The following is a 20,273-nucleotide window of genomic DNA, read 5'->3' as shown; positions in this document are numbered from 1 at the left end:
TCAGCCCGGCCTTGTCGGTCAGGCCGCCTCTGTCGCAAACAGCCTGTCGTATGCAGCAGCAAGCTGCCGCTGTCCTTGCGGGCCGATCGCCTCCAGGGGCGGGCGAACCGCCAGCCAGCGCTCGTCGCCGATCTTGCGCGCGACCATAACCTTCACCGCCGGCGTGACTGGGTATTTGAGCAATTCGAGCACGAAGTCCTCGACGCGTGAGTCGTCGCGGCCCTCTTCGACCATTGCGCGGATTTCGCCGGTAACAAAATTAGCCATGCCGGAAATCGCACCCTGTCCGCCGCGGCGCACGCTTCTCGCCAGATGCCGTTCGTCGCCGATGAGGATCACCAGATCGCCGTGCGCTTCAAGCAGCGCCTCACTGTAGCTCCAGTCCCCACCGGAATCCTTCACCCCGGCCACCGCGGCGGGAAAAGCGGTGCGCAGCCGGCCGATCAGCCCAAGCGGGAGCGGCACCATGGTGACTGAGGGGATGTTATAGAGGAGCACGTCGCGCGCCAGCGGACCGAGTGCGGCGAAGACGGCGGAAAACCATCCGAACAGCCCGTCCTCGCCGACATTCTTGAAGTAGCTCGGCGGAGCCAGCAGAATGTTGCGAACGCCGCGCTGCAAAGCGTGCCGGGCCTGATCGGCGGCATCTTCGGCTGCATCGACCAGCACGCCGGTAACGAGCTGATGTGCCGGAATACCGGCCGCCAGCATGGCCTCGATCACGATCCGCCGCTCGTCGGTGCCGACCGAGGCACCTTCGCCGGTGGTGCCGAACAGCGTCACACTGCTGCAGCCGGCGCCAAGGCAGGCTCGGGCATGCGCGATCATCGGCGCGAGCGCTATCTGCCCCGACGGGTCGAAGGGTGTGGTTAGGGCAACCGAAAGACCAAAGCGGAAAGCCAATACGAACTCCGTTGAAATCAATGTGCACGTAGTGTTAGCACACTAACATGTCAGATGTAAACTGGCGATCGGCATCGCCGACTGGCGCTGCCGCGGCAACGCCATCGCCGATCATTTCCCGCGTCTGAGCATCACATAGGCTGCTGTCCCCGAGCCTCTGCGGATTGGCTGGACGAGGTAGCCTAAGCTCGCTCAAGTGGCGACGAGGTGGCCGTCGCCAACATCTTCAAGCTTGAGCTTCCGGGGCTCGTCACCGATGCGCCGCACAGCGCTTGGAATTTCGCTGTCCAAGCGGGCGAACCGGGCGCGCCGGCGGCCTGGATCGGGAACCGGAACGGCTTCGATCAGCCGCTTTGTGTAAGGATGGCACGGGTTGGAGAAGATCTGGTCGCGGGTGCCCATCTCGACGATCTGCCCCAGATACATTACCGCCACGCGATCCGAGATGTTTTCTACCACCGCCATGTCGTGCGAGATGAAGAGATATGCGACGCCAAATTCGCGCTGCAGTTCCTTCAGCAATCTTAACACGCGCGCTTGCACCGACACGTCGAGAGCAGAGACGCTCTCGTCGGCAATGATCAGCTTCGGTCGCAGCGCCAGCGCCCTTGCAATACAGATTCGCTGGCGCTGCCCGCCGGAGAATTCGTGGGGATAGCGCTCCATCTGGTCAGCGGAGAGGCCGACGCGTTCGAATAGGGCGGCGATCTGGGCACGCCGTTGCTCTCTGTCGCCAAGGCCGTGGATCAGCAGAGGCTCGGCGACGAGATCGCCTACTCGCATACGCGGGTCGAGGGACGCGAAGGGATCCTGAAAGATCATCTGCACATTGCGGCGGACAGCCTTGCGCTCCTTTCGGCTGAGTGCCGACAAGTCCTGGCCGCCGATTGAAATGCTGCCGATGTAGGGCACCAGCCCGGCGATCGCCTTGGCCGTCGTCGACTTGCCGCAGCCCGATTCGCCGACCAGCGACAGGGTTTCGTGCGGCGCGATCGAGAAACTGACGCCTTCGACCGCGTGCACCCTGCGGTCAACGCGGCCGAAGAAGCCGCCACGCAGGTCGAAGCGGACGTGAAGATCGCCGACATGTACAAGCTCGGCCGGCATGTTGGCGGCATCTTGTCGGTCTTCGGCCATCCGTCCGCCGCCGATACGCGGCACGGCGGCCAGAAGCTCGCGCGTATAGTCGGCCTGCGGGCGATTGAAGATGTCAGCCGCCCTGCCCTGCTCGACCATCCGGCCGTCGCGCATGACAATGACGCGGTCCGCCATCTCGGCGACGACCCCCATGTCGTGCGTGATCAGGATAACACTGGTGCCGTGCTCGCGCTGCAGGTCGCGCAGCAGCTCCAGCACCTCGCCCTGAACCGTGACGTCGAGGGCGGTCGTCGGCTCATCGGCGATCAGCACATCCGGGTTCAGGGCCAGAGCCATGGCAATCATCACGCGCTGACGCATGCCGCCTGAGAGTTCGTGCGGATAGTGCTCGAGCCGCCGTTCGGCATCCGGAATTCGGACTGCCTTCAGCGCCTCGAGCGCCCTCAACCGCGAGTCGGAGCGCGACAGCGAGGTGTGTGCCTCGATCGCCTCCGTAAGCTGACGGCCGATGGAAAGAACCGGATTGAGCGATGTCATCGGTTCCTGAAAGATCATTGCAATACGGTTGCCGCGGATGCGGCGCATGCCGCTCTCGCTGAGAGCCGCGAGATCCTGATCGCCGAGCCGGATGGAGCCTGATCTGATGCGTGCGGCCGGCTGCGGCAGCAAGCCCATGATGGCCAGCGCCGTCATCGACTTGCCGGAACCGGACTCGCCGGCGATGCAAAGCGTTTCGCCGCGCATCAGGCCGAATGTCAGGTCGGAAACGACGTCGCGCTCGCCCTCCTCGCCACGCACGGCGACGCTCAGACCTGAGACGCTGAGTACCGGCCTAATGGAGCCACTCTCCGCGGCGGCCTGCCCGGATCGTTTGATGTCCTCCACGTTCATTCAAAGACGCAGCGGGGGAAGTAGAACGAAACCACCCAGTTGGGCATGTCGACGATCTCGCTGATGCGCAGGTCACCGCAAACCGAGACGAGCATGTAGGCATCTACCGGATCCATGCCGTAGCGGCCGGAGAGCAGGTCGATCATCTGGGAGACGGCGCTCCTGGCGCCGTCCATCAGATCCGGCCCGATACCGGTTGTCACCTCATAGCCCTTGGCGTCGAGATGCCGCGACACCGGACCGGGCGTTGTGAAACGCGGCGTCCGCAGCCGGGCATCCTTGACCAGATCGAGCGTCAGCACGGCATTCATGGGGCTCTCGATTGCCGTGCCGCAGACCTCGCCGTCGCCTTGCGCGGCGTGCGTGTCGCCGACCGAGAACAACGCTCCCGCGACCTCTACGGGCAGGTAGAGCACCGTGCCGGCAGCGAGATCGCGTATGTCCAGATTGCCGCCCACGCGCCGCGGCGGGACCACCGAATGCAGACCCGGCTCAGCCGGGGCATTGCCGATGGTGCCGGCGAAGGGCTTCAGCGGCACCCGGCCGCTCCTGCCGAACAGCGCCGGTTCGAGCGAGGCGGCGTCGTACTTCCAGATATTCAGTGCCGGTTGAGTGAAGTCATCCGCCAACAGACCGAATCCCGGGATATTTGCCGTCCACCCGAAGCCGGACGGCTTGAACGCCTCGATAGTGATTTTCAGGGCGTCGCCCGGCTCCGCCCCGTCGACATAGATCGGCCCAGTGACCGGGTTCACCTTGGCAAAATCGAGCACAGCAACGTCGTCGACGGTGCTCTCCATCGTCAGCTGCCCGCCGGACGAGTCCAGGCACTGGAACTCGATCGTCGACCCTGGCGCCACTCGTTCGGCCGGGACAAAGGAATTGTCCCAGCCGAAATGATGGTGGCGCCCGTGGATGGTGTAGTCGCAGTTATTGCACATCGGTCACATACACATTGTCGTAGTTGATCGGGATGTGGACCGGGTCGACATAGAGGTTGTCGGCGCCACCCATGCGGGCTGATTTCATGGTGAAACGCTGCTCGTTGAACACCGGTGCCCAAGGCGCGTCTTCCATGATCTTGCCGTAGATCTCACTCCACATCTTGGCGCGCTCGCCAGCCTTGGCCGGGTCAACGATGGAGTCGGCTTCGGCTGCCTTGGCGTCGAGGTCCTTGTTGCAATACCACGACCAGTTCCAGCCGCCCGGGACGGCACCAGCGCAGCCGAGGATCGGGCCGTAGAAGTTCGACGGATCGGGGAAGTCGGCGATCCAGGCCATGCCGCCGGACCAGATCATCGGCGCACCGGCCTTGTCGCCGCCGGCGGCGATGACGTTGGCCTGCGCTAGCGACTGGATACTGGCCTTGATGCCGACCGCCGCCAGATCCTGCTGAATGGCCTGCGCGATGCGCGGGTTGGGATCGGTGTTCATGGCAAACAACTGCGTGTCAAATCCGTCGGGATGCCCGGCCTCGGCAAGCAAAGCCTTGGCCTTGCTCACGTCATAGGGATAGCCCTTGAATTCCTTGTCGTAGCCAGGCATCGACGGCGGCAACGGCTGATTGGCCGGCACCGCACGGTTGTTGATCAGCTGGACGATGCGGTCCTTGTTGATCGCCATGTTGACCGCCTGCCGTACCTTCACATTGTCGAAGGGCGCCATGGTGGTATTCATGGTGATATAGCCGGTGTGCAACTGGCCGCCCTCGACGACACGGGCCTTCTGCTCGGGATCGGCCATCACCTCCTGGAATTTCGCCGGGGGAATGCCGTCGCCGGGAACGTCGATCTCGCCTTTCTGCAGCCGCAGCAGCGCCACGATCGGCTCCTGGCCGATCTCAAAGGTGATCTTGTCGAGATGCGGCAGACCTTTGTGCCAGTAATCCGGGTTGCGCTCGAAGACCACGCGCTGGCCGAGCGTCCATTCGGCGAGCTTGAAAGCGCCGGTTCCGACCGGATGCTTGCCGAAATCCGCGCCGTATTTTTCGACCTCTTCCTTCGGCACGACGTGCGAGAAGTTGATCGCCATGACATGCAGGAAGGTGGCGTCGGGCCGGGTCAGCTCGAACTTGATCGTGTAGGGATCGACGACGGTTATGCCGGCCAGGCTTTCCGCCTTGCCGGCAGCGACATCGTCATAGCCTTTGATCGAGCCGAAGAAGCCGGCACCCGGGCTCTGTGTTTTTGGATTGGTGACCCGGTCGAGCGAATATTTCACGTCGTCGGCGGTCATCTCGCGGCCGTTGTGGAATTTCACTCCATGGCGCAGCTTGAAGGTGAAGGTCTTGCCATCAGGCGCAATCTCGTAGCTCTCGGCAAGGTCGGGCCGCAGGTTGGTGGTGCCCGGCTCGTAGTCCATCAGCCCGTCGAACAGGCTCTTGATCATCGACCAGTTCTGCCAGTCATAGCCGATGGCCGGATCGAGCGTGGCGACGTCGTCCTTGTAGGTGATGGTGATCGCGCCGCCCTGCTTGGCATTCGGATCGACAATGTCTTCGGCGCGTACGCTCGTCATGCCAAGCACCAGCGCAAGCGCCGATGCTGCCACGGTGGATATCAGATATCTTCTCATGTCATGTTCCCTTTCTCTGGTGTTCTTGGTTTTCATCTGAGCTTGATGCGTGGGTCGATGAACGGTGCGACAGTGTCGGCCAGGAGATTGCCGAGCACGATGGCAAAGGCCGAAACCAAGGTGACCCCCATGATGATCGGAATGTCGATGCGCTGAATGGCCTGCCAGGCTAGCTGGCCGATGCCTGGCCAGCCGAACACGCTTTCGACAGCCACGATGCCGCCCATGAAGATGCCGATGTCGATGCCGATCATGGCGATGACCGGCAGGATGGCGTTGGGCAGCGCGTGCCGGAAGATAATGGCGCTGCGTGCAAGACCCTTGGCACGCGCGGTACGCACGTAATCCTGGCGCAGCACGTCGATCATCGACGAGCGCATCATGCGGGCGTACCAGCCGGCGCCAAGAATTCCCATGGTCAGCGACGGCAGCACCAGATGACGCCAGGTGCCGTAACCGCCGATCGGGAACCAGCCGAGCTGCACCGCGAATACATAAAGCAGCAGCAGGCCGACGACGAACTGCGGTGCCGAGACGCCGACGAAGGAGGCGACCATCAGCGACTGGTCGGTGGCGGTGCCACGCTTGATGGCGGCGATGAGGCCCATCGTCAGCCCGATCATGACTTCGCAAGCAATGGCGCCGACCATCAGCAGCAGGCTTGCCGGCAGCCGCGAGACGATAAGCTCCGTGACCTCCGAACGCTGAATGTAGGAGCGCCCCAGATCACCGCTGAGAAGGCTGGTCAGGTAGTGCCAGTACTGGACGACAAAGGGCTGGTCGAGACCGAGCTGCCGGCGGATGCTCTCGACCGTCTCGGGCGTTGCGCTGCGGCCGGCGATCTGGCGGACAGGATCGGCGGGCAGCAGATAGAGCAGCGCAAAGGTGATCAGGGAGACGCCGAGCAAGATGAGAACCGACTGGACAACGCGGCGGCCGAGATAGGCGATCATGCCCGCCCCCTTTGCGTCGGATCGAGGATGTCGCGCAGCGCGTCGCCGACCAGGTTAAAGGCTAGCGCCAGCGCCAGGATCGCCGCACCCGGAAAGAAAACAAGCCAGGGCGCTGCCTGAAAATAGGTTTGATTTTCGAAGATGATGTTGCCCCAGGAAGCAGTCGGCGGTTGCACGCCGATGCCGAGATAGCTGAGCGTCGCTTCCAGAAGTACCGTCGTCGAGATGCCGAGCGTGCCCCAGACGATGATTGTCGGCAAAAGGTGGGGCAGGATATGGCGAAACAGGATACGTGGAGCGCTTGCGCCGATGGTGCGCTCGGCATCGATGAACTCGCGCTCGGAGAGCGAACTTGTCTCGGTATAGATGACGCGGGCGGTCTGCACCCAGTTCACCAATGCGATCACCATGGCGACGATCCACAGGCTCGGCTGGAGCACCGCCGCCAGGCAGATGGCGAGCAGCAGCGCCGGGAAAGCCATCATCAAATCGGTGAAGCGCATAAGCGCGCTGCCGATCCAGCCGCGGAAATAGCCGGCGGTGATGCCGACCAGCGTGCCGATCAGAAGCGCCACGCCATTGGCGACGATGCCGATGATCAGCGACGTGCGCGCGCCGAATAGGAGACGCGTCAGCAGGTCGCGGCCAAGCAGGTCGGTGCCTAGCCAGAACTGGGCTCCCGGCGGCAGTGGCGCGCCTTCAAGCGTGAGCCCGTCGAACATCTGCTCGTTCGGATCGTAGCCTGTCAGCCACGGTGCAAGAATGGCGCCGGCCAAGACAAGGGCAATAATCCCGAGGCCGAGCAAAGCGAGAGGCCGTTTTAGCAGGCGTCGCCAAACGCCGGCGCGAGGCTTGGCTGGCATACGCCCGGCAGCTGAAAGCTCAGGCGCGATCGGATTGGTCATCGTCGCCTTCTTCTTGTGTCATCGCCACGATCCTGCGCGCGGCTTCCTCGACGCTGATTTGCCAGCTCATCGCCAGCGAGCGGAGCTGCGCATAGGCACGGCCGTCCTCGGCGCCCTTCGACAAGGCCTCCACCGCGCGTACGATGGTCTGGCGCTCCGCGACCCGCTGACGAAGCGAGGCGATCTCGCCGGCCAGAAGCTTGCGCGCCTCGAAACTCTGCCTTGCGATCAAAAGCGCGCTATAGACGCCGGCATTGCCGACCGGTTTCAGCAATTGGGCATCGGCCTTGTGCGACAGTGCCCATTCGACACGCCCCGGCGCCTCGGAGCCGATCAGCGCTATCAGCGGCATCGGGGCCTCGCCCGGCTTCCACGGAAATTGCTCGTCAAAGCCGAGGTCGACGTCGAAGAAGACGAAGTCCGCCGCCAAGGCTTCGGCCGGCAGTTCCGGCCAGAAGCCAATCGCCTCAAGGCCGATGGCCGACAATTGCCTTGTGATCGCCTGCACGGTCGGATGTGGACGATGCAGGACAAAAGCCCTGGCACCTCCAAGGTTCGGGATACGCGCCATCTTGCTCACGACACCACCCGCAGGCGTGGCCGCCCGAACGTCTCCGTCCGGTCATAGCGGGAAAGGTAGGGATCGGGTGCCACGCCCTTCGTCAGCGTGACCGTTTTGAACGATGTTCCATCGATACGTCCGATCTGCACCGGCAACGTAGCATGCTGGGTTTGCGGGTCGATGGCGATGTCGCCCAGCGGCGTTCGAAATGATGTTCCGGCAAAGACCTTGGGAAGGTCCATCCATTGTGCACCGGGGTTGCGGGTGAGTATCTCTGCGAGCGTACGCACCGAGGCATAAGCCGCCGCCTCGAAGGATGAGGCAGGCATAACGGAAGACACTGAAGCCGCTCCGCGATCCGCGCCTGAGATGTCGTGAAAATAGGGCCCAACCGAAAGATGGCCATCGCCTGCCCCGTTGAGCGCCGGCAATTCGCATTCCGTGAGATTGCAGGACAGGATCGGGCAACGCTCCGGCCTGAAATGCGGGTCGCGCCGGCCAAGCTCGGCATAGGCGGCGATAAAGGCATAGGACGAAGGGCCGATGAGATTGTTCAGAATGAAATCAGGTCTCGTCGCCTGTACCTCCGCGATCAGCCGCGCAACGTCGACCTCGCCGAGTGGCAGATAGCGTTCGCCCAGCACCTTGCCGCCGGCGTCCGCAATCAGGTCGCGCGCCACACGGTTGGTCTCCCAACCCCAGATGTAGTTGGAACCGAGCAGGAAGCCGTCGGCGCCGAAACGAGGCACGACATAGGCAAGCAGCGGTACGAGATGCTGATTGGGGCAGGCGTGCGTATAGACGACGTGCTCGTTGGCTTCGAAGCCTTCGTACGGGCAGGCGTACCACAGCGTGCCGCCTGCCCTTTCCAGGATTGGAATGACCTCCTTGCGGCTCCACGAGGTGACGCAGCCAATGATGTGACGCGCGCCACTGTTGGCGAGAATGTCCGCGCAGCCGCTTGCATACCGATCGATGTTGCCCTGCGGGTCGCGCTCAACCGGGACGAATTCGAAGGGGACAGCGGGATCGGCATTGACGTCCGCGATGGCGTTCACCGCGCCCGCGCGGCAGGAGTCGGACACCAGCCGGTAGTTGCCGGACCGCGAATAGAGAATGCCGATCTCGATATGCCGTTTCAAGCAAAGCCTCAAAATGACAATGCCCCGCAGCCACCGCCGCAAGGCGAGGCATACGAGGCATTCTTGCCGCCCGGCGGCCAGAGCCGGTATTTGTCCTCACCGTATTCCGCCCGCGCTCCCAGTCAAGAGCCGCCGCACGAAACTTTGGCTAGCCGCAACGGTTCGACGTGGAGCACGCAACTCACGCCGGTCGTATGGAGTCCGCCAGGAACCAAAATTGCTGATGCCCAGGTATGAGCCCGGACAACCAGGTTCGCTACCATTCAAAGCAACGACTTTAATATCGGTTTACCTGAATCTGCTAGCAGCAATGACGCCGGTTTTTCGTCGGTCAAGCAAAGGGTTCACCTTGCCGCAGCAATTCAGCATTCCGTTCGGTCACCCGGGCGATCGCAACTGGCCGAGGTTCCACGGCTTCATGGGCGCCGAATTGGAACGCGCGCCCGATGTTCTCGTGCCTCGTGTCGCCTTGGCCCGGAAGCTCGGTGGGTGGAACTTTGGTGGCGGGAGCCGGGCTTGAGCGTCATTCGCGCCTTGCAAGGCGCCGATCTCCCAGCAGTCGCGAACATGTTTCAACGCGTGCTGCTGAAGGAAAGGACCGAAGCGCCGGCCTCTCTCGTGGAATACATGAAACGGTTTTATCTGGATGCGCCCGGTTGCGGAGATAGCCTCCGGTCGCTTGTCCACGTCAACGACGCCGGTCGTGTCTCCGGGTTTGTCGGTGTTCATGTGTTGCCGATGACGTTCAACGGCCGTCAAGTACGCGCCGCCATCTGTAGCTCGCTCATGGTCGAGGACCATGAGCACGACCCGCTGGCCGGCGCCCGCTTGCTGAAAGCTTACCTGGATGGTCCGCAGGACATCTCCTTCAGCGAGACGGCCAACGATATCTCGGTGAAATTGTGGACCCGGCTGCGCGGCGTGGTCCTGCCGCAATACAGCCTCGACTGGGTGCGTGTGATGCGGCCAGCGACCTTCATGCTCAGCCTTTCCGCCAATCGCATGGAGCTTGCCCGAGTGCTCAATCCGTTGGCGCGTGCCGTCGACCGATTCTATTGCAGGAGGATGACGTCCAGCGAACGACGCTGGTCGGGTGTGGCGGCGGACGGGGCAGGTCACGGGGGATTTCGCATGTCCGAAATCGACAGCCACACATTTGCCAAGCTAATCGAGCCGTTTATCGCGCGTTTCGCGCTACGCCCGGAATGGACGGAAGACCAACTCAACCACATCCTGACCGATGCCGCACAAAAGCCGGATCTGGGCGAGCTTGTCTACGTTTGCGTGACGTCGCCAGTCGGCACCAATGTCGGCGCTTTCGCCTATTACGCACGGAAGTATGAAATTGGCCGCGTGCTGCAGATCCTCGCCCTGCCCGGCCAGGCGGGCTCCGTGATAGACTGCCTGATCGATCATGCCGCCGCGCGCGGCGTCAGCGGCCTGCGCGGACGTGTTCAACCTGCACTTCTAGAGGCGATGCTTGGACGACGGATCGCTTTCCTGACCGTTGCTTCAACGGTGGTGCATTCACGTGATCCAGAGCTGTTGGACGCCATGAAGAACTCGCAAGTTTTCCTGAACGGGCTTGCGGGCGAGCAATGGAGCCGGCTGATCGGCACCCGTTTCAGCTAGAGCGGGATGCATGCAAATCGAACCGTGCACACCGCTCTACCTGTTTGTCAGGTGCCGATTTCCTCGACGACATCAACGAGTTGCGGACGCTGGTGCAGATAACGCGTCGCCCTGCGTTTGGCGATGATATCGGCCCAGACGCTTTCCACTTGTGTGGCGGCCAACCCCGCCGCCTGCCCCACTACCTCAGCCGCCACGCCGTTGTTGAGACCGTAAAGGCACAGATCCATGCGGTCATAAGGAAGCGAGAAGTAAAACTCCTCCTGGGTCTGCGCCAGCGAGTAGGTATCGGTGGTCGGAGGCCGGTTAAGGATTTCCTCCGGAACACCGAGATGGGCCGCAAGCGCATAGACCTGCGTTTTATAGAGATGGGCGATCGGCTTGACGTCCGCGGCGCCGTCACCGTTCTTCACGAAGAAACCCTGATCGTATTCCAGCCGGTTCGGTGTTCCAAGAACGGCGAAATTCAGGCGGTCGGCGTGATAGTATTCAATCTGCTTGCGGGTGCGTTGTTTCATATTGGTAGCGGCGACGACGCCGAGATAGACAGGCAGCGGCATTCTCAGTTTCGTCTGCTTGCCGTCCGGATCCTGCACCACCAGGGATGAGATGTTGTAACCCCCGCCCTCGAGCGCGTTCGCGATGACGATCTTCGAGGCCCAGCCTTCGCCGTATTCCGGGACCACTTCGCGGATGAAGGCGTCGCGACGCTTGTAGCAGCCCATTGCGCGCAGGATCGGCCCTATATCCTCCGTCACAGCCTCGACACCGAAAGTTTCGGCGACGAGGCGGCCGAGCCGCAGGCTTTCAGGATCGGAATCGCTTTCCGGCATGAACAGGCAAAGCACATTCTTGGGCCCGACGGCTCGTGCCGCCAACGCGACCGACACGCTCGAATCGATCCCGCCCGAAAGACCGAGCACAAGGCCCCGCTTGCGAAGCCCGCGCAACTGCTGGCGCAAGGCCGTTACGATACGGTCCGTTTCGGTGATCAGGTCGATTGCCAGAGCCTGCGTCAGAAAGGTCCGCGCATCCTCGGTCGGGCGAACATTCATTGCGCGGCCTCCATGGTTTCTGCCGCAAGCCGACGGCTGACCTTGCCGGTATCAGTCTTCGGCAGTTCCCGGCGGAACTCGATGACCTTGGGGACCATGAAGTCCTCAAGGTGGCGTGCACAGTGACGGATGATATCCTTTTCGCTAAGCGCCGGGTCGGACCGTACGATAACTGCGCCGATCGAATGCCCGAGCACGGGATCCGGCACACCGACAACCACCGCTTCCGCGATGCCCGGATGAGCGTGAAGCACGGCTTCCACTTCCTTGGGCGCCACCTTCTCCCCCCGCGACTTTATGATGTCGTCCTTGCGGCCGACGAAATAAAGGAAGCCCTCCTCATCGGCCCTGAACAGATCGCCGGTGTAGAGAACCTTCTCCCAAGGGTTCGGACCCGGGCGCAGGGCTCGTGCTGTCGCAGCTTCGTTTCGCCAATAACCCTGCATGACGTGCGGCCCGCGAATGATCAGCTCGCCTGCTACGCCCGGCGGCACCCGTTGCCCGTGGTCGTCGACGACAAAGGCTTCGGTGTTCGGAATGGCTATTCCGACCGAGCCCGGCCGGCGGTCGAGCTCCTCGGGCGGCAGATAGGTGCAGCGCTTGCATTCCGTCAGGCCATACATCGAATAGAGCCTGACACCGGGGAAAAGGAACCGAAGGCGTTCTATGTGAGAGGGCGGCAAGGCAGCCGCCGTGTTGGAAATATAGCGAAGGCTGGGCAGGAAGCCCGGCGCCAGATCACGCATCTGCAGGATCATCGCTGCCATCGTGGGCACGAGCGGAAGCCCGGCGACTCGTTCCTGGCGGATGCGTTCAAAGACCGCCTGGGGAAAAGCGAAGGACTTCTCGAGCACGAGCGTGGCGCCGAGCCTGACGGCCATCAGCAACTGATAGAGGCCGTAGTCGAAGGCGAGCGGCAGAACATTCAAGATGATGTCGTCGGGCGAGTTGCGCAGATAAGTGGTGATGGAGTCGGCCGCCGCGTCGCAATTGCGGTGCGTCATCATCACACCCTTGGGCCGGCCGGTCGAGCCCGAGGTGTAGATCAACATCGCAAGATCGACGTCAATGCCGCGATGGTCAATCTCCCCGGCTTGAAACGTCAAGCAATCCGCCAGGGATGTGGCTCCTGCCGGGCATTGGTTATCGGCAGCAACGGTGGAAGCCACGAAGATACCGGTCTTGCCGGAGTATCTTGACGCCTCCGCGACCACGGGCATCAGTTTTGCTTGAGTGAGAATCGCGGCCGCATCGCAATCGGTGATAATGTAGGCCAGCTTTTCGGCCTTAGTGGATGCGTTGATCGGACTGAAAGTCGCGCCTGCTTTAAGAACCGCGAAAATCGAAACCGCAGCCTCCCAGCAATTGTCCATGAAGATCAGGACCCGGTCGTCGCGCCTGACGCCATTCATGAAAAGGGCGGCGGCCAGGCGGCTCGAGAGATCGTCCAGCTCTTCGTAGCACAGCCTTTTGTGCTCGGTGATCAATGCCGTTTTGGCTGGATCGGCAGCGGCTTTCGCCGTCAGAAAATGTTCGATTCGCACGGACGCTCCTCGCCGATGGCGCCTACGCTGCCAGCGCTTCTGCTTTTGCCTTGATGAAGGCTGAGATGCGGTCAATCGAATCCAGATTGGCCGGTACGATGTCGGCATCGACCATCGCTATGCCGAAATCATCCTCTATAAATGCCACGAGCTCCAACACGGCCGTCGAATCGATGATGCCGTTTTCGATCAGTGACGCGGAGTCCGCAAGCTCGTAGGACGTGTCGCCGAACAAGAAGTTGTCGACGATAAAGGTTTTGACCTTGTCCTTGATTGCTACCATGATTTTTCATTCCCTCGATTTCTCAGGCCGCTCGTGCTGCACCGACCTTTTCGCCGGTGAAAATCTTCTGCCACAGCTGCGTCGACAAAATGCCGACGAAAGCCGCATTGTCGCGGAATCCGGACGCGGGCTGCAAGCGGCATTTCTCGTGCAGGTTCGCCACCGCCTTGGCGTTGAATAGTCCTCCGGCGGCGATGCTTGCCTCGCTCAACGAGTCGCGTATGTAGTCCAGTTCTCCGGGTCCAACGAAGGAGCGGGCTTCCGGCGCCCGGTAAGGCTGTTTGGTGCGCTCGCTGATGGCCGTCGGAAGCAGGTGCTTGGCAACTTTGCGCAGTATGTGTTTTTCCACCAGTCCCTTGAGCTTCATCTCCGGCGGAAGTCTTGCCGCAAACTCCACCAAGCGATGGTCAAGGAAGGGGAAACGCCCTTCGATACCATGCGCCATGGCCATGCGATCGCCCTGGCTGGAGAGGATGTAGCCCGGCAGGAGAAAGCGGGTTTCGAGATATTGCGCTTGATGCAGCGGATGCCACCGGGAAAACGCCTCAGGCAACCGGCCGGCCAGTTCCTCGGCTGCGTCGTAGCCCTTCAATGTCGCACGCAGGTCACCGGAGAAAAACATCTTGGCCGCTGATGTGGTCTTGAAACGCGGCCGATGCGAGAACAGCGGATCGTCCAGGGCTGCGCTGCCGGTGCCGAAGAACGCGGCCAGGTACTCTACGGACTGCTGCTGCAGACCTGGCAGATAGGGATAAAGCTTCCGGAACAGCTGTGGTCTTATGCGCGATGCCGGCTGTCGTCCGCAGAAACGGCGAACCCGCGCTTCCTTGAAGACATCATAGCCGGCAAAGACTTCGTCGGCGCCTTCGCCTGTCAGCACCACTTTCAAACCGGCCTGGCGAACGAGGCCGGACAGTTGATAGAGGGGGGCCGGGGCGGTGCGGATGATCGGCCGCTCGGTAAAGCGGATGACTTCGGGAAACACGCCGGCGATATCACCGGCACGACAGGCTATGGTTCGATGGCGCGTGCCAAGTGCTGACGCCATTTCGGTCTGGAAGGCGCTTTCGTCATGCTCGCCGCTGTCGAACGTTACGGAAAATGTCTGCAGCTTAAGAGGAGTCATGCCGGCCGCGAGTGCCGAAACGAGGGATGAATCGAGCCCGCCCGAAAGGTAAGAACCGACCGGCACGTCGGCGCGCATGCGAAGCCTCACCGCGTCGGTCAACAAGGTCCGCAGTTCCTCGGCCGCGTCGTCCTCATTGGTGATCTTCGATGGCGCATCTCGATGAGGATAGTCCAGATGCCAGTATGGTTTGACCGTCACTTGCCCCTCGGTCGCGATCATTACGCTTGCCGGCTCCAGCTCGTGGATATCCCGGAAAGCCGTGCGTGGCGCGATCGGCGCCCAAAGCGTAAAGATCTGGTCGAGTGCAATCGGATCGATTTCGGCAGAGATGCCGGGTACCTTCAGCAGGGCTTTTATCTCGGACGCAAAGTAGACCACCCCGTCCTTGCTGGTGTAGAACAGCGGCCTAACACCCATGCGGTCTCTTGCAAGCACCATCCGCCGCCGCCGGCTATCCCAAATCGCGAAGGCGAAATCACCGTTCAGGAGCGGGAGGCAGTCTTCGCCCATTTCCTCATACAGCTGCAGGAGAACCTCGGTGTCGCTCGACGTGCGGAAGCGTCGGCCTTTGGCCAGCAGCCCTTCGCGCAATTCCACGTAATTGAAAATCTCGCCGTTGAACGCAATCGTCAAATTGCCGGTTTCGTCGGACATCGGCTGCTGGCCATCACCAATTCCGATCACCGACAGCCGCGCATGCCCGAGTCCAGCCTCGGGCGCTACGAATTTGCCTTGTTCATCCGGTCCGCGATGGGCGATCGCGGACGTCATGCGCGCAAGCAAAGCTTCCGCATCCCGGACTGAACCGAAATAGCCCCCGAATCCGCACATCCACACAGCTCATATTGAACAGCAAGCCACGAAACATAGCCGTCATAAGCGCCTCAAAGGTTAATCGGATACCTTTCAGCGAGCATGTGGTTAACAGGATGTTAGGACAAAACGATGCTTTTGCGGACCGGCTTGTGCCCACTCCAGGTGTCCCGCTTGAAGGCGTCACGGCGAGTGGTGCAAATCACTGCTTCGAGTATGGCCGGTACCAGTCGACAAACTTCTTCAGCCCGTCCTCTATCGAAACGCTAGGCCTGAAGCCGAAATCCCGCTCCAGCGCGCTCATGTCGGCGTAAGTCTTCTCGACGTCGCTCGCCTGCATCGGCTCGTTGTGGCGGATTGCCTTGACCTTGAGCAGCCTTTCCAGAATGTCGATGAAGTCGCCCAGACGCACCGGCCGGTTGTTGCCGACATTGTAGAGCCTGTTCGGCGGAACGTCGGCTGCCGGCGGCTTGTCGAGCACGGCGACGACCGCCTTAACCACATCGTCTATGTAGGTGAAATCGCGCCACATTTCGCCATTGTTGAAAACCCGGATCGGCTTGCCCTCGAGCATCGCCCGGGTGAACATCCAATAGGCCATGTCGGGGCGGCCCCAAGGACCATAGACCGTGAAAAACCGCAGGCCGGTCTGCGGTATGCCGAACAGATGGGCGTAGGTGTGGCTCATCAACTCATCGGTTTTCTTGGTGGCGGCGTAGAGCGAAACGGGCTTGTCGACCTGATCGGCTTCGCTGAACGGCACGCTGCGGTTGCCGCCATACACCGAGCTCGACGAGGCATAGACCAGATGCTCGAATGCCGGCTCGGCGCGACAGAATTCGAGCACTTCGAGGTGGCCCATGACATTGGAGCGGACATAGAGCCGCGGATTGTCGAGTGAGTGACGCACACCGGCCTGCGCGGCGAGATGCACGATCCTGACGATGCCTTGCCCGGCCAGAGCAGCCGCAAGCGCGCCCTGTTCGGCAATATCGAGCTGGTGGAACGAAAAATCCTTGCGGGGCAGAAGGCGGGCAAGCCGCCCCTTTTTGAGCGCCAGGTCGTAATAGTCGTTCATGTTGTCGACGCCGACGACCGCTTGTCCCCGGTCGAGCAGATAGTGGCAAACGTGACTGCCAATGAACCCCGCGGCACCGGTGACAAGTATAGGCAACAAGCTTCTCCACGCGCATAGCCGGGCCGGTATCTGGAGCGGCAGATCCGGCCCATTTCGTCGTGCTATAGTCGAAAGCCGAGGTGGAGACCACCATTAAGCTGATGCGTCAGCTTGCCTCGCGCATGGCTTCGGCCGCCTGCAGGTCAACCGACACCAGTTGGCTGACGCCTTGCTCGGCCATGGTTACCCCGAACAGCCGGTCCATGCGCGCCATGGTGATCGGGTTGTGTGTGATGATGACGAAGCGCGTTTCGGTGGTTGCGGCCATTTCGTCCATCAGATTGCAGAAGCGTTCGACATTGTGGTCGTCGAGCGGCGCGTCGACTTCGTCGAGCACGCAGATCGGCGCCGGATTGGTCAGGAACACGGCGAAGATCAGCGACATCGCCGTCAACGCCTGCTCGCCGCCCGACAGCAGCGTCATCGTCTGCGGCTTCTTGCCGGGCGGTCGCGCCAGGATCTCGAGCCCGGCTTCGAGCGGATCGTCGGACTCGATCAGTTGCAGCTCGGCGGTGCCGCCGCCGAACAGATGCGAAAACAGCCGTTGAAAATGGCCGTTGACCACCTCGAAGGCAGCGAGCAGCCGCTCGCGGCCTTCACGGTTCAGGCTGTGGATCGCCTGCCGCAGCTTACGGATCGCCTCGATGATGTCGTCGCGCTCGGAAACGATGGTCTCCAGCCGGTCCGACAGTTCCTTCTGCTCTTCTTCGGCGCGCAAATTGACGGCGCCCAACCGTTCGCGCTCGACCTTCAGCCGGTCGAGCTGACGCTCGATCTCGGCCATTTCGGGCATCGGGCTGTCGGGTTCGAGGCCGGTGTGGCGGATCACCAGATGCGGCGGCGTGTTCAGCGTTTCCTGGATGCGCGCTTCGACTTCCAGCCGACGCTCGTCGGCGGCGGTCAGCCGCTCTTCGGCGCGAACACGCGTTTCGCGCGCTTCGGCGAGCGATTGGATGGCAGCGGTCGCAGCCTTGTCCAGCTCGGACTGCCGGTTCTCCGCTTCCTGCAAGCGGTCGCCGGCAGCCTTGCGCAGGCTTTCGGCCTCGGCGAGCTGCGACAGCAAGGCGCGCCGCTTGGCGTCGATCTCGTCGGGTGCGTCGGCCAGCCGCTCGCGCTCGGCCTCGGCCTCGGCCTTGCGTTCGCCGAGCGCTGCGATCTGCGTCGACGCGTTTTCGGCGCGCTCCACCCAGTTGCGCCGTTCCGCGCCGATGGCGTCGAGCCGGCGCGCACGTGCCTCGGCTTCCCGCTTCAGGCCCTCGTGAACGGCGCGCGCATCGGCAAGGGCGGCGCGGTCGCGGGCGACGTTGGCGGCCGACTGGTCGAGTTGCGACTGCAGATCGCCGAGATCGGGCGCGTCCTGCAGCAGCATTTCCGCCTCGACGAATGCTGTCGCCGTTTCCTCATGGCTGTCGACAATGCGGGCGCGCGCCTCGTCAAGTGCTGCACGCCGGCTCGACAGTTCGCCGCCGGCCTTTTCGGCCTCGGCCAGCGCATTGCGAGCGGCGTCCAGCCCGTGCTGGGCGTCGCGCCCGGCCTGTCGAGCGGAGCGTTCGGCTTCGCTCGCCTGGGCAAGCACCTGTTCGGCCCGGGCAAGAGCCTGTTCGGCGTCGCGCAGGATGCGGGTGGCATGGACGGCTTCGGCGTCGAGTTCGGCCAGCCGGTTTTTCTGCGCCAGCCGCTGCGCGGCAGCGGTCGGCGCATCGGCGCTGGCGGTAAAGCCGTCCCAGCGCCACAGCGCGCCTTCGCGGCTGACCAATCGCTGCCCGGGAGCAAGCAGCGTCTGCAGCCTTCTTCCGTCGGCGGCTTCGACAATGCCGATCTGGGCCAGCCGGCGGGCCAGCTGCGCCGGCGCGCGCACCACGCTGGCGAGGCTCTTTATGCCTTCGGGCAACGCGGCGTCGCCGGGCTGGATTTCGCTCTGGCCCCAATGCACCGGCGCGCTGCGGTCGAGCGGCACGTCGAGATCTTCGCCAAGTGCGGCACCCAGCGCCGTCTCGTAGCCGCGCTCGACGCTGATCTGCTCCAGTACCGAGGGAAACAAGTCGCCGCTCGCAGCATTGAGGATCTTGGCAAGCGTGCGGGCCTCGGTTTCGATCCGCGCCAGCTCGGCTTTTGCGTCCTGAACTGGTGGGCGGGCAGCACCTTCGCCCGCACGCGCCTCGGCGACCGCCCGTTCGGCTGCAATCGCTGCTGCCTCGGCCCCTTCGAGCAGTGCCAGCGCCTGTTCGACCAGCAGCCGCTTCTCGGCGGGATCGGGCAGGCCGGCGACCCTGGAGACAATCTCCGACAATTCGCGGTCCACATCGGCGAGCTGGCGGGCAAAGCGGTCGCGGCGCTCAGCGGCGTCGCGCAGCGTCCGTTCGATCTGGTTGCGCGAGGCGGCGGCCTCGGCCCGTTCGTCGGTCAGCGCGGCGAGCTTGGCCTCGCTCGAGGCAAGCGTCGATGCCGCCTGCTCGACAGCCGCGCGGGTGCTGGCCTCGCGCTCGGCGGCGCCGGCGTTTTCGACGTTGAGCACGGCTTCTTCGGCGGCGAGACGTTCGAGGATATCGGCATTGTCGCGGACCATGCGCTCCTCGCGGGCAAGGTCGCCATCAAGCTGTTGCAGTCGGCGGTCGAGCTCTGCCTGGCGGGCGCGGATGCGGCCTGCCTCTTCCTCGATCTGCGCCTTGGCGATCGACAGACGCTGGAAGGCTGCGGCGGCAGCGGCTTCGGCATCGCGCAGGTCCGGCAGCCGGTGGGCGTTGATGCCTTGTTCCCTGGCGGCAGCCATCTGGGCGGCGGCACGGTCGCCGACCAGCGCGGTGGCAATCGCCAGCGCCGAACGCGCTTCGCCTTCCTGCGTCTTGGCCAGCGTCCAGCGAAGATGCAGCAGCGTCGCTTCGGCCTTGCGGATGTCGGCCGACAGGTTCTTGAAGCGCGAGGCTTGGCGGGCCTGGCGTTTCAGGCTTTCGATCTGGCTTTCCAGCTCGCCGACGACGTCGTCCAGCCTTTCGAGGTTCTGTTCCGCCGCCTTCAGCCGCAGCTCGGCTTCGTGGCGCCGTGTGTGCAGGCCGGAAATTCCGGCTGCCTCTTCCAGCAGCGCGCGGCGCGCCTGCGGCTTTGCCTGGATCAGCTCGCCGATGCGGCCCTGCCCGACCATCGATGGCGAACGCGCGCCGGTCGACTGGTCGGCGAACAGCAGCTGCACATCCTTGGCGCGGGCTTCCTTGCCGTTGATGCGGTAGAGCGAACCCGCCTCGCGTTCGATGCGGCGCGAAACCTGCAACTCGTCTGCATCATTGAAGGCCGAGGGCGCGCTACGGTCGCTGTTGTCGAGAAAAAGCGTGACTTCAGCGGTGTTGCGGGCCGGTCGTGTTCCGGAACCGGAAAAGATGACGTCGTCCATGCCGGACGCACGCATGTTCTTGTAGGAGCTTTCGCCCATAACCCAGCGCAGCGCCTCGACCAGGTTCGACTTGCCGCAGCCATTCGGCCCGACGATGCCGGTCAGGCCGCGTTCGATGACGAACTCGCCGGGTTCTACGAAGGATTTGAAGCCGAGCAGGCGAAGGCGCGAGAACTTCATTCGCGCCGGCCCATAGCCAAGTTTCGCAACACTGTTCCGGGGTTTTG

General features: G+C 62.8%; 15 protein-coding genes. 1 reads left to right on the top strand and 14 read right to left on the bottom strand.

What is annotated here, in order from left to right; translation table 11 throughout:
- Nucleotides 1-18: 18 nt before the first annotated feature.
- The 8 genes from NKH42_RS05635 to NKH42_RS05600 form a co-directional block, all read right to left on the bottom strand.
- Nucleotides 19-903, bottom strand: a complete 885-nt coding sequence (locus NKH42_RS05635) for a dihydrodipicolinate synthase family protein (protein ID WP_352476696.1) — start codon at nt 901-903, stop codon at nt 19-21.
- A 192-nt stretch (nt 904-1,095) separates the two neighbouring features.
- Entirely contained in the window at nt 1,096-2,892 is a 1,797-nt protein-coding gene (locus tag NKH42_RS05630; protein WP_352737043.1) for an ABC transporter ATP-binding protein, read from the bottom strand.
- Nucleotides 2,889-3,833 carry an acetamidase/formamidase family protein gene (locus NKH42_RS05625; protein ID WP_352476695.1) on the bottom strand — a complete coding sequence of 315 codons (945 nt, stop codon included), beginning with the start codon at nt 3,831-3,833 and terminating at the stop codon, nt 2,889-2,891. Before NKH42_RS05625 ends, NKH42_RS05630 begins: the two co-directional genes overlap by 4 nt.
- Nucleotides 3,823-5,466, bottom strand: a complete 1,644-nt coding sequence (locus tag NKH42_RS05620) for an ABC transporter substrate-binding protein (protein ID WP_352737044.1) — start codon at nt 5,464-5,466, stop codon at nt 3,823-3,825. The genes NKH42_RS05625 and NKH42_RS05620 overlap by 11 nt, the downstream gene beginning before the upstream one ends.
- A 32-nt stretch (nt 5,467-5,498) precedes the next feature.
- Entirely contained in the window at nt 5,499-6,419 is a 921-nt protein-coding gene (locus NKH42_RS05615) for an ABC transporter permease (protein ID WP_352505195.1), read from the bottom strand.
- Nucleotides 6,416-7,282, bottom strand: coding sequence for an ABC transporter permease (locus NKH42_RS05610; RefSeq protein WP_254818659.1), 867 nt, complete (start codon nt 7,280-7,282; stop codon nt 6,416-6,418). The genes NKH42_RS05615 and NKH42_RS05610 overlap by 4 nt, the downstream gene beginning before the upstream one ends.
- 19 nt (nt 7,283-7,301) lie before the next feature.
- Nucleotides 7,302-7,904: an ANTAR domain-containing response regulator gene (locus tag NKH42_RS05605; protein WP_352476692.1), complete on the bottom strand. Its 603-nt coding sequence runs from the start codon at nt 7,902-7,904 to the stop codon at nt 7,302-7,304.
- Nucleotides 7,901-9,028, bottom strand: coding sequence for a transporter substrate-binding protein (locus NKH42_RS05600; RefSeq protein WP_352505196.1), 1,128 nt, complete (start codon nt 9,026-9,028; stop codon nt 7,901-7,903). The genes NKH42_RS05605 and NKH42_RS05600 overlap by 4 nt, the downstream gene beginning before the upstream one ends.
- Nucleotides 9,029-9,544: 516 nt before the next feature.
- On the opposite strand from NKH42_RS05600, the gene NKH42_RS05595 reads away from it, so the two are divergent.
- Complete coding sequence (locus tag NKH42_RS05595; RefSeq protein WP_352505197.1) at nt 9,545-10,660, top strand: hypothetical protein; 1,116 nt, start codon at nt 9,545-9,547, stop codon at nt 10,658-10,660.
- Between the two features lie 47 nt (nt 10,661-10,707).
- Here the strand turns inward: NKH42_RS05595 and nadE are convergent, their stop codons facing one another.
- From nadE to smc, 6 genes are all read right to left on the bottom strand, one after another.
- Nucleotides 10,708-11,715 (bottom strand): NAD(+) synthase, encoded by a 1,008-nt coding sequence (nadE, locus tag NKH42_RS05590; RefSeq protein WP_352701589.1) that lies wholly within the window; start codon nt 11,713-11,715, stop codon nt 10,708-10,710.
- On the bottom strand, nt 11,712-13,259 hold the full coding sequence (locus NKH42_RS05585) for a class I adenylate-forming enzyme family protein (RefSeq protein WP_352973976.1): 1,548 nt from the start codon (nt 13,257-13,259) through the stop codon (nt 11,712-11,714). The genes nadE and NKH42_RS05585 overlap by 4 nt, the downstream gene beginning before the upstream one ends.
- Before the next feature lie 22 nt (nt 13,260-13,281).
- Entirely contained in the window at nt 13,282-13,545 is a 264-nt protein-coding gene (locus tag NKH42_RS05580) for an acyl carrier protein (RefSeq protein WP_254818658.1), read from the bottom strand.
- A 19-nt stretch (nt 13,546-13,564) separates the two neighbouring features.
- Nucleotides 13,565-15,502: an asparagine synthase (glutamine-hydrolyzing) gene (gene asnB, locus NKH42_RS05575; RefSeq protein ID WP_352737046.1), complete on the bottom strand. Its 1,938-nt coding sequence runs from the start codon at nt 15,500-15,502 to the stop codon at nt 13,565-13,567.
- Between the two features lie 184 nt (nt 15,503-15,686).
- The gene (locus NKH42_RS05570) at nt 15,687-16,658 is read right to left on the bottom strand and encodes an NAD-dependent epimerase/dehydratase family protein (protein ID WP_352737047.1); all 972 of its coding nucleotides are present in this window, start codon (nt 16,656-16,658) and stop codon (nt 15,687-15,689) included.
- 109 nt (nt 16,659-16,767) lie between these two features.
- On the bottom strand, nt 16,768-20,226 hold the full coding sequence (gene smc, locus NKH42_RS05565; RefSeq protein ID WP_352751046.1) for a chromosome segregation protein SMC: 3,459 nt from the start codon (nt 20,224-20,226) through the stop codon (nt 16,768-16,770).
- Between the last annotated feature and the right edge of the window lie 47 nt (nt 20,227-20,273).

It is taken from the genome of Mesorhizobium sp. M1142 (assembly GCF_040318565.1).
Lineage (GTDB): Bacteria > Pseudomonadota > Alphaproteobacteria > Rhizobiales > Rhizobiaceae > Mesorhizobium.
This window is presented reverse-complemented; position numbering and strand designations above follow the sequence as displayed.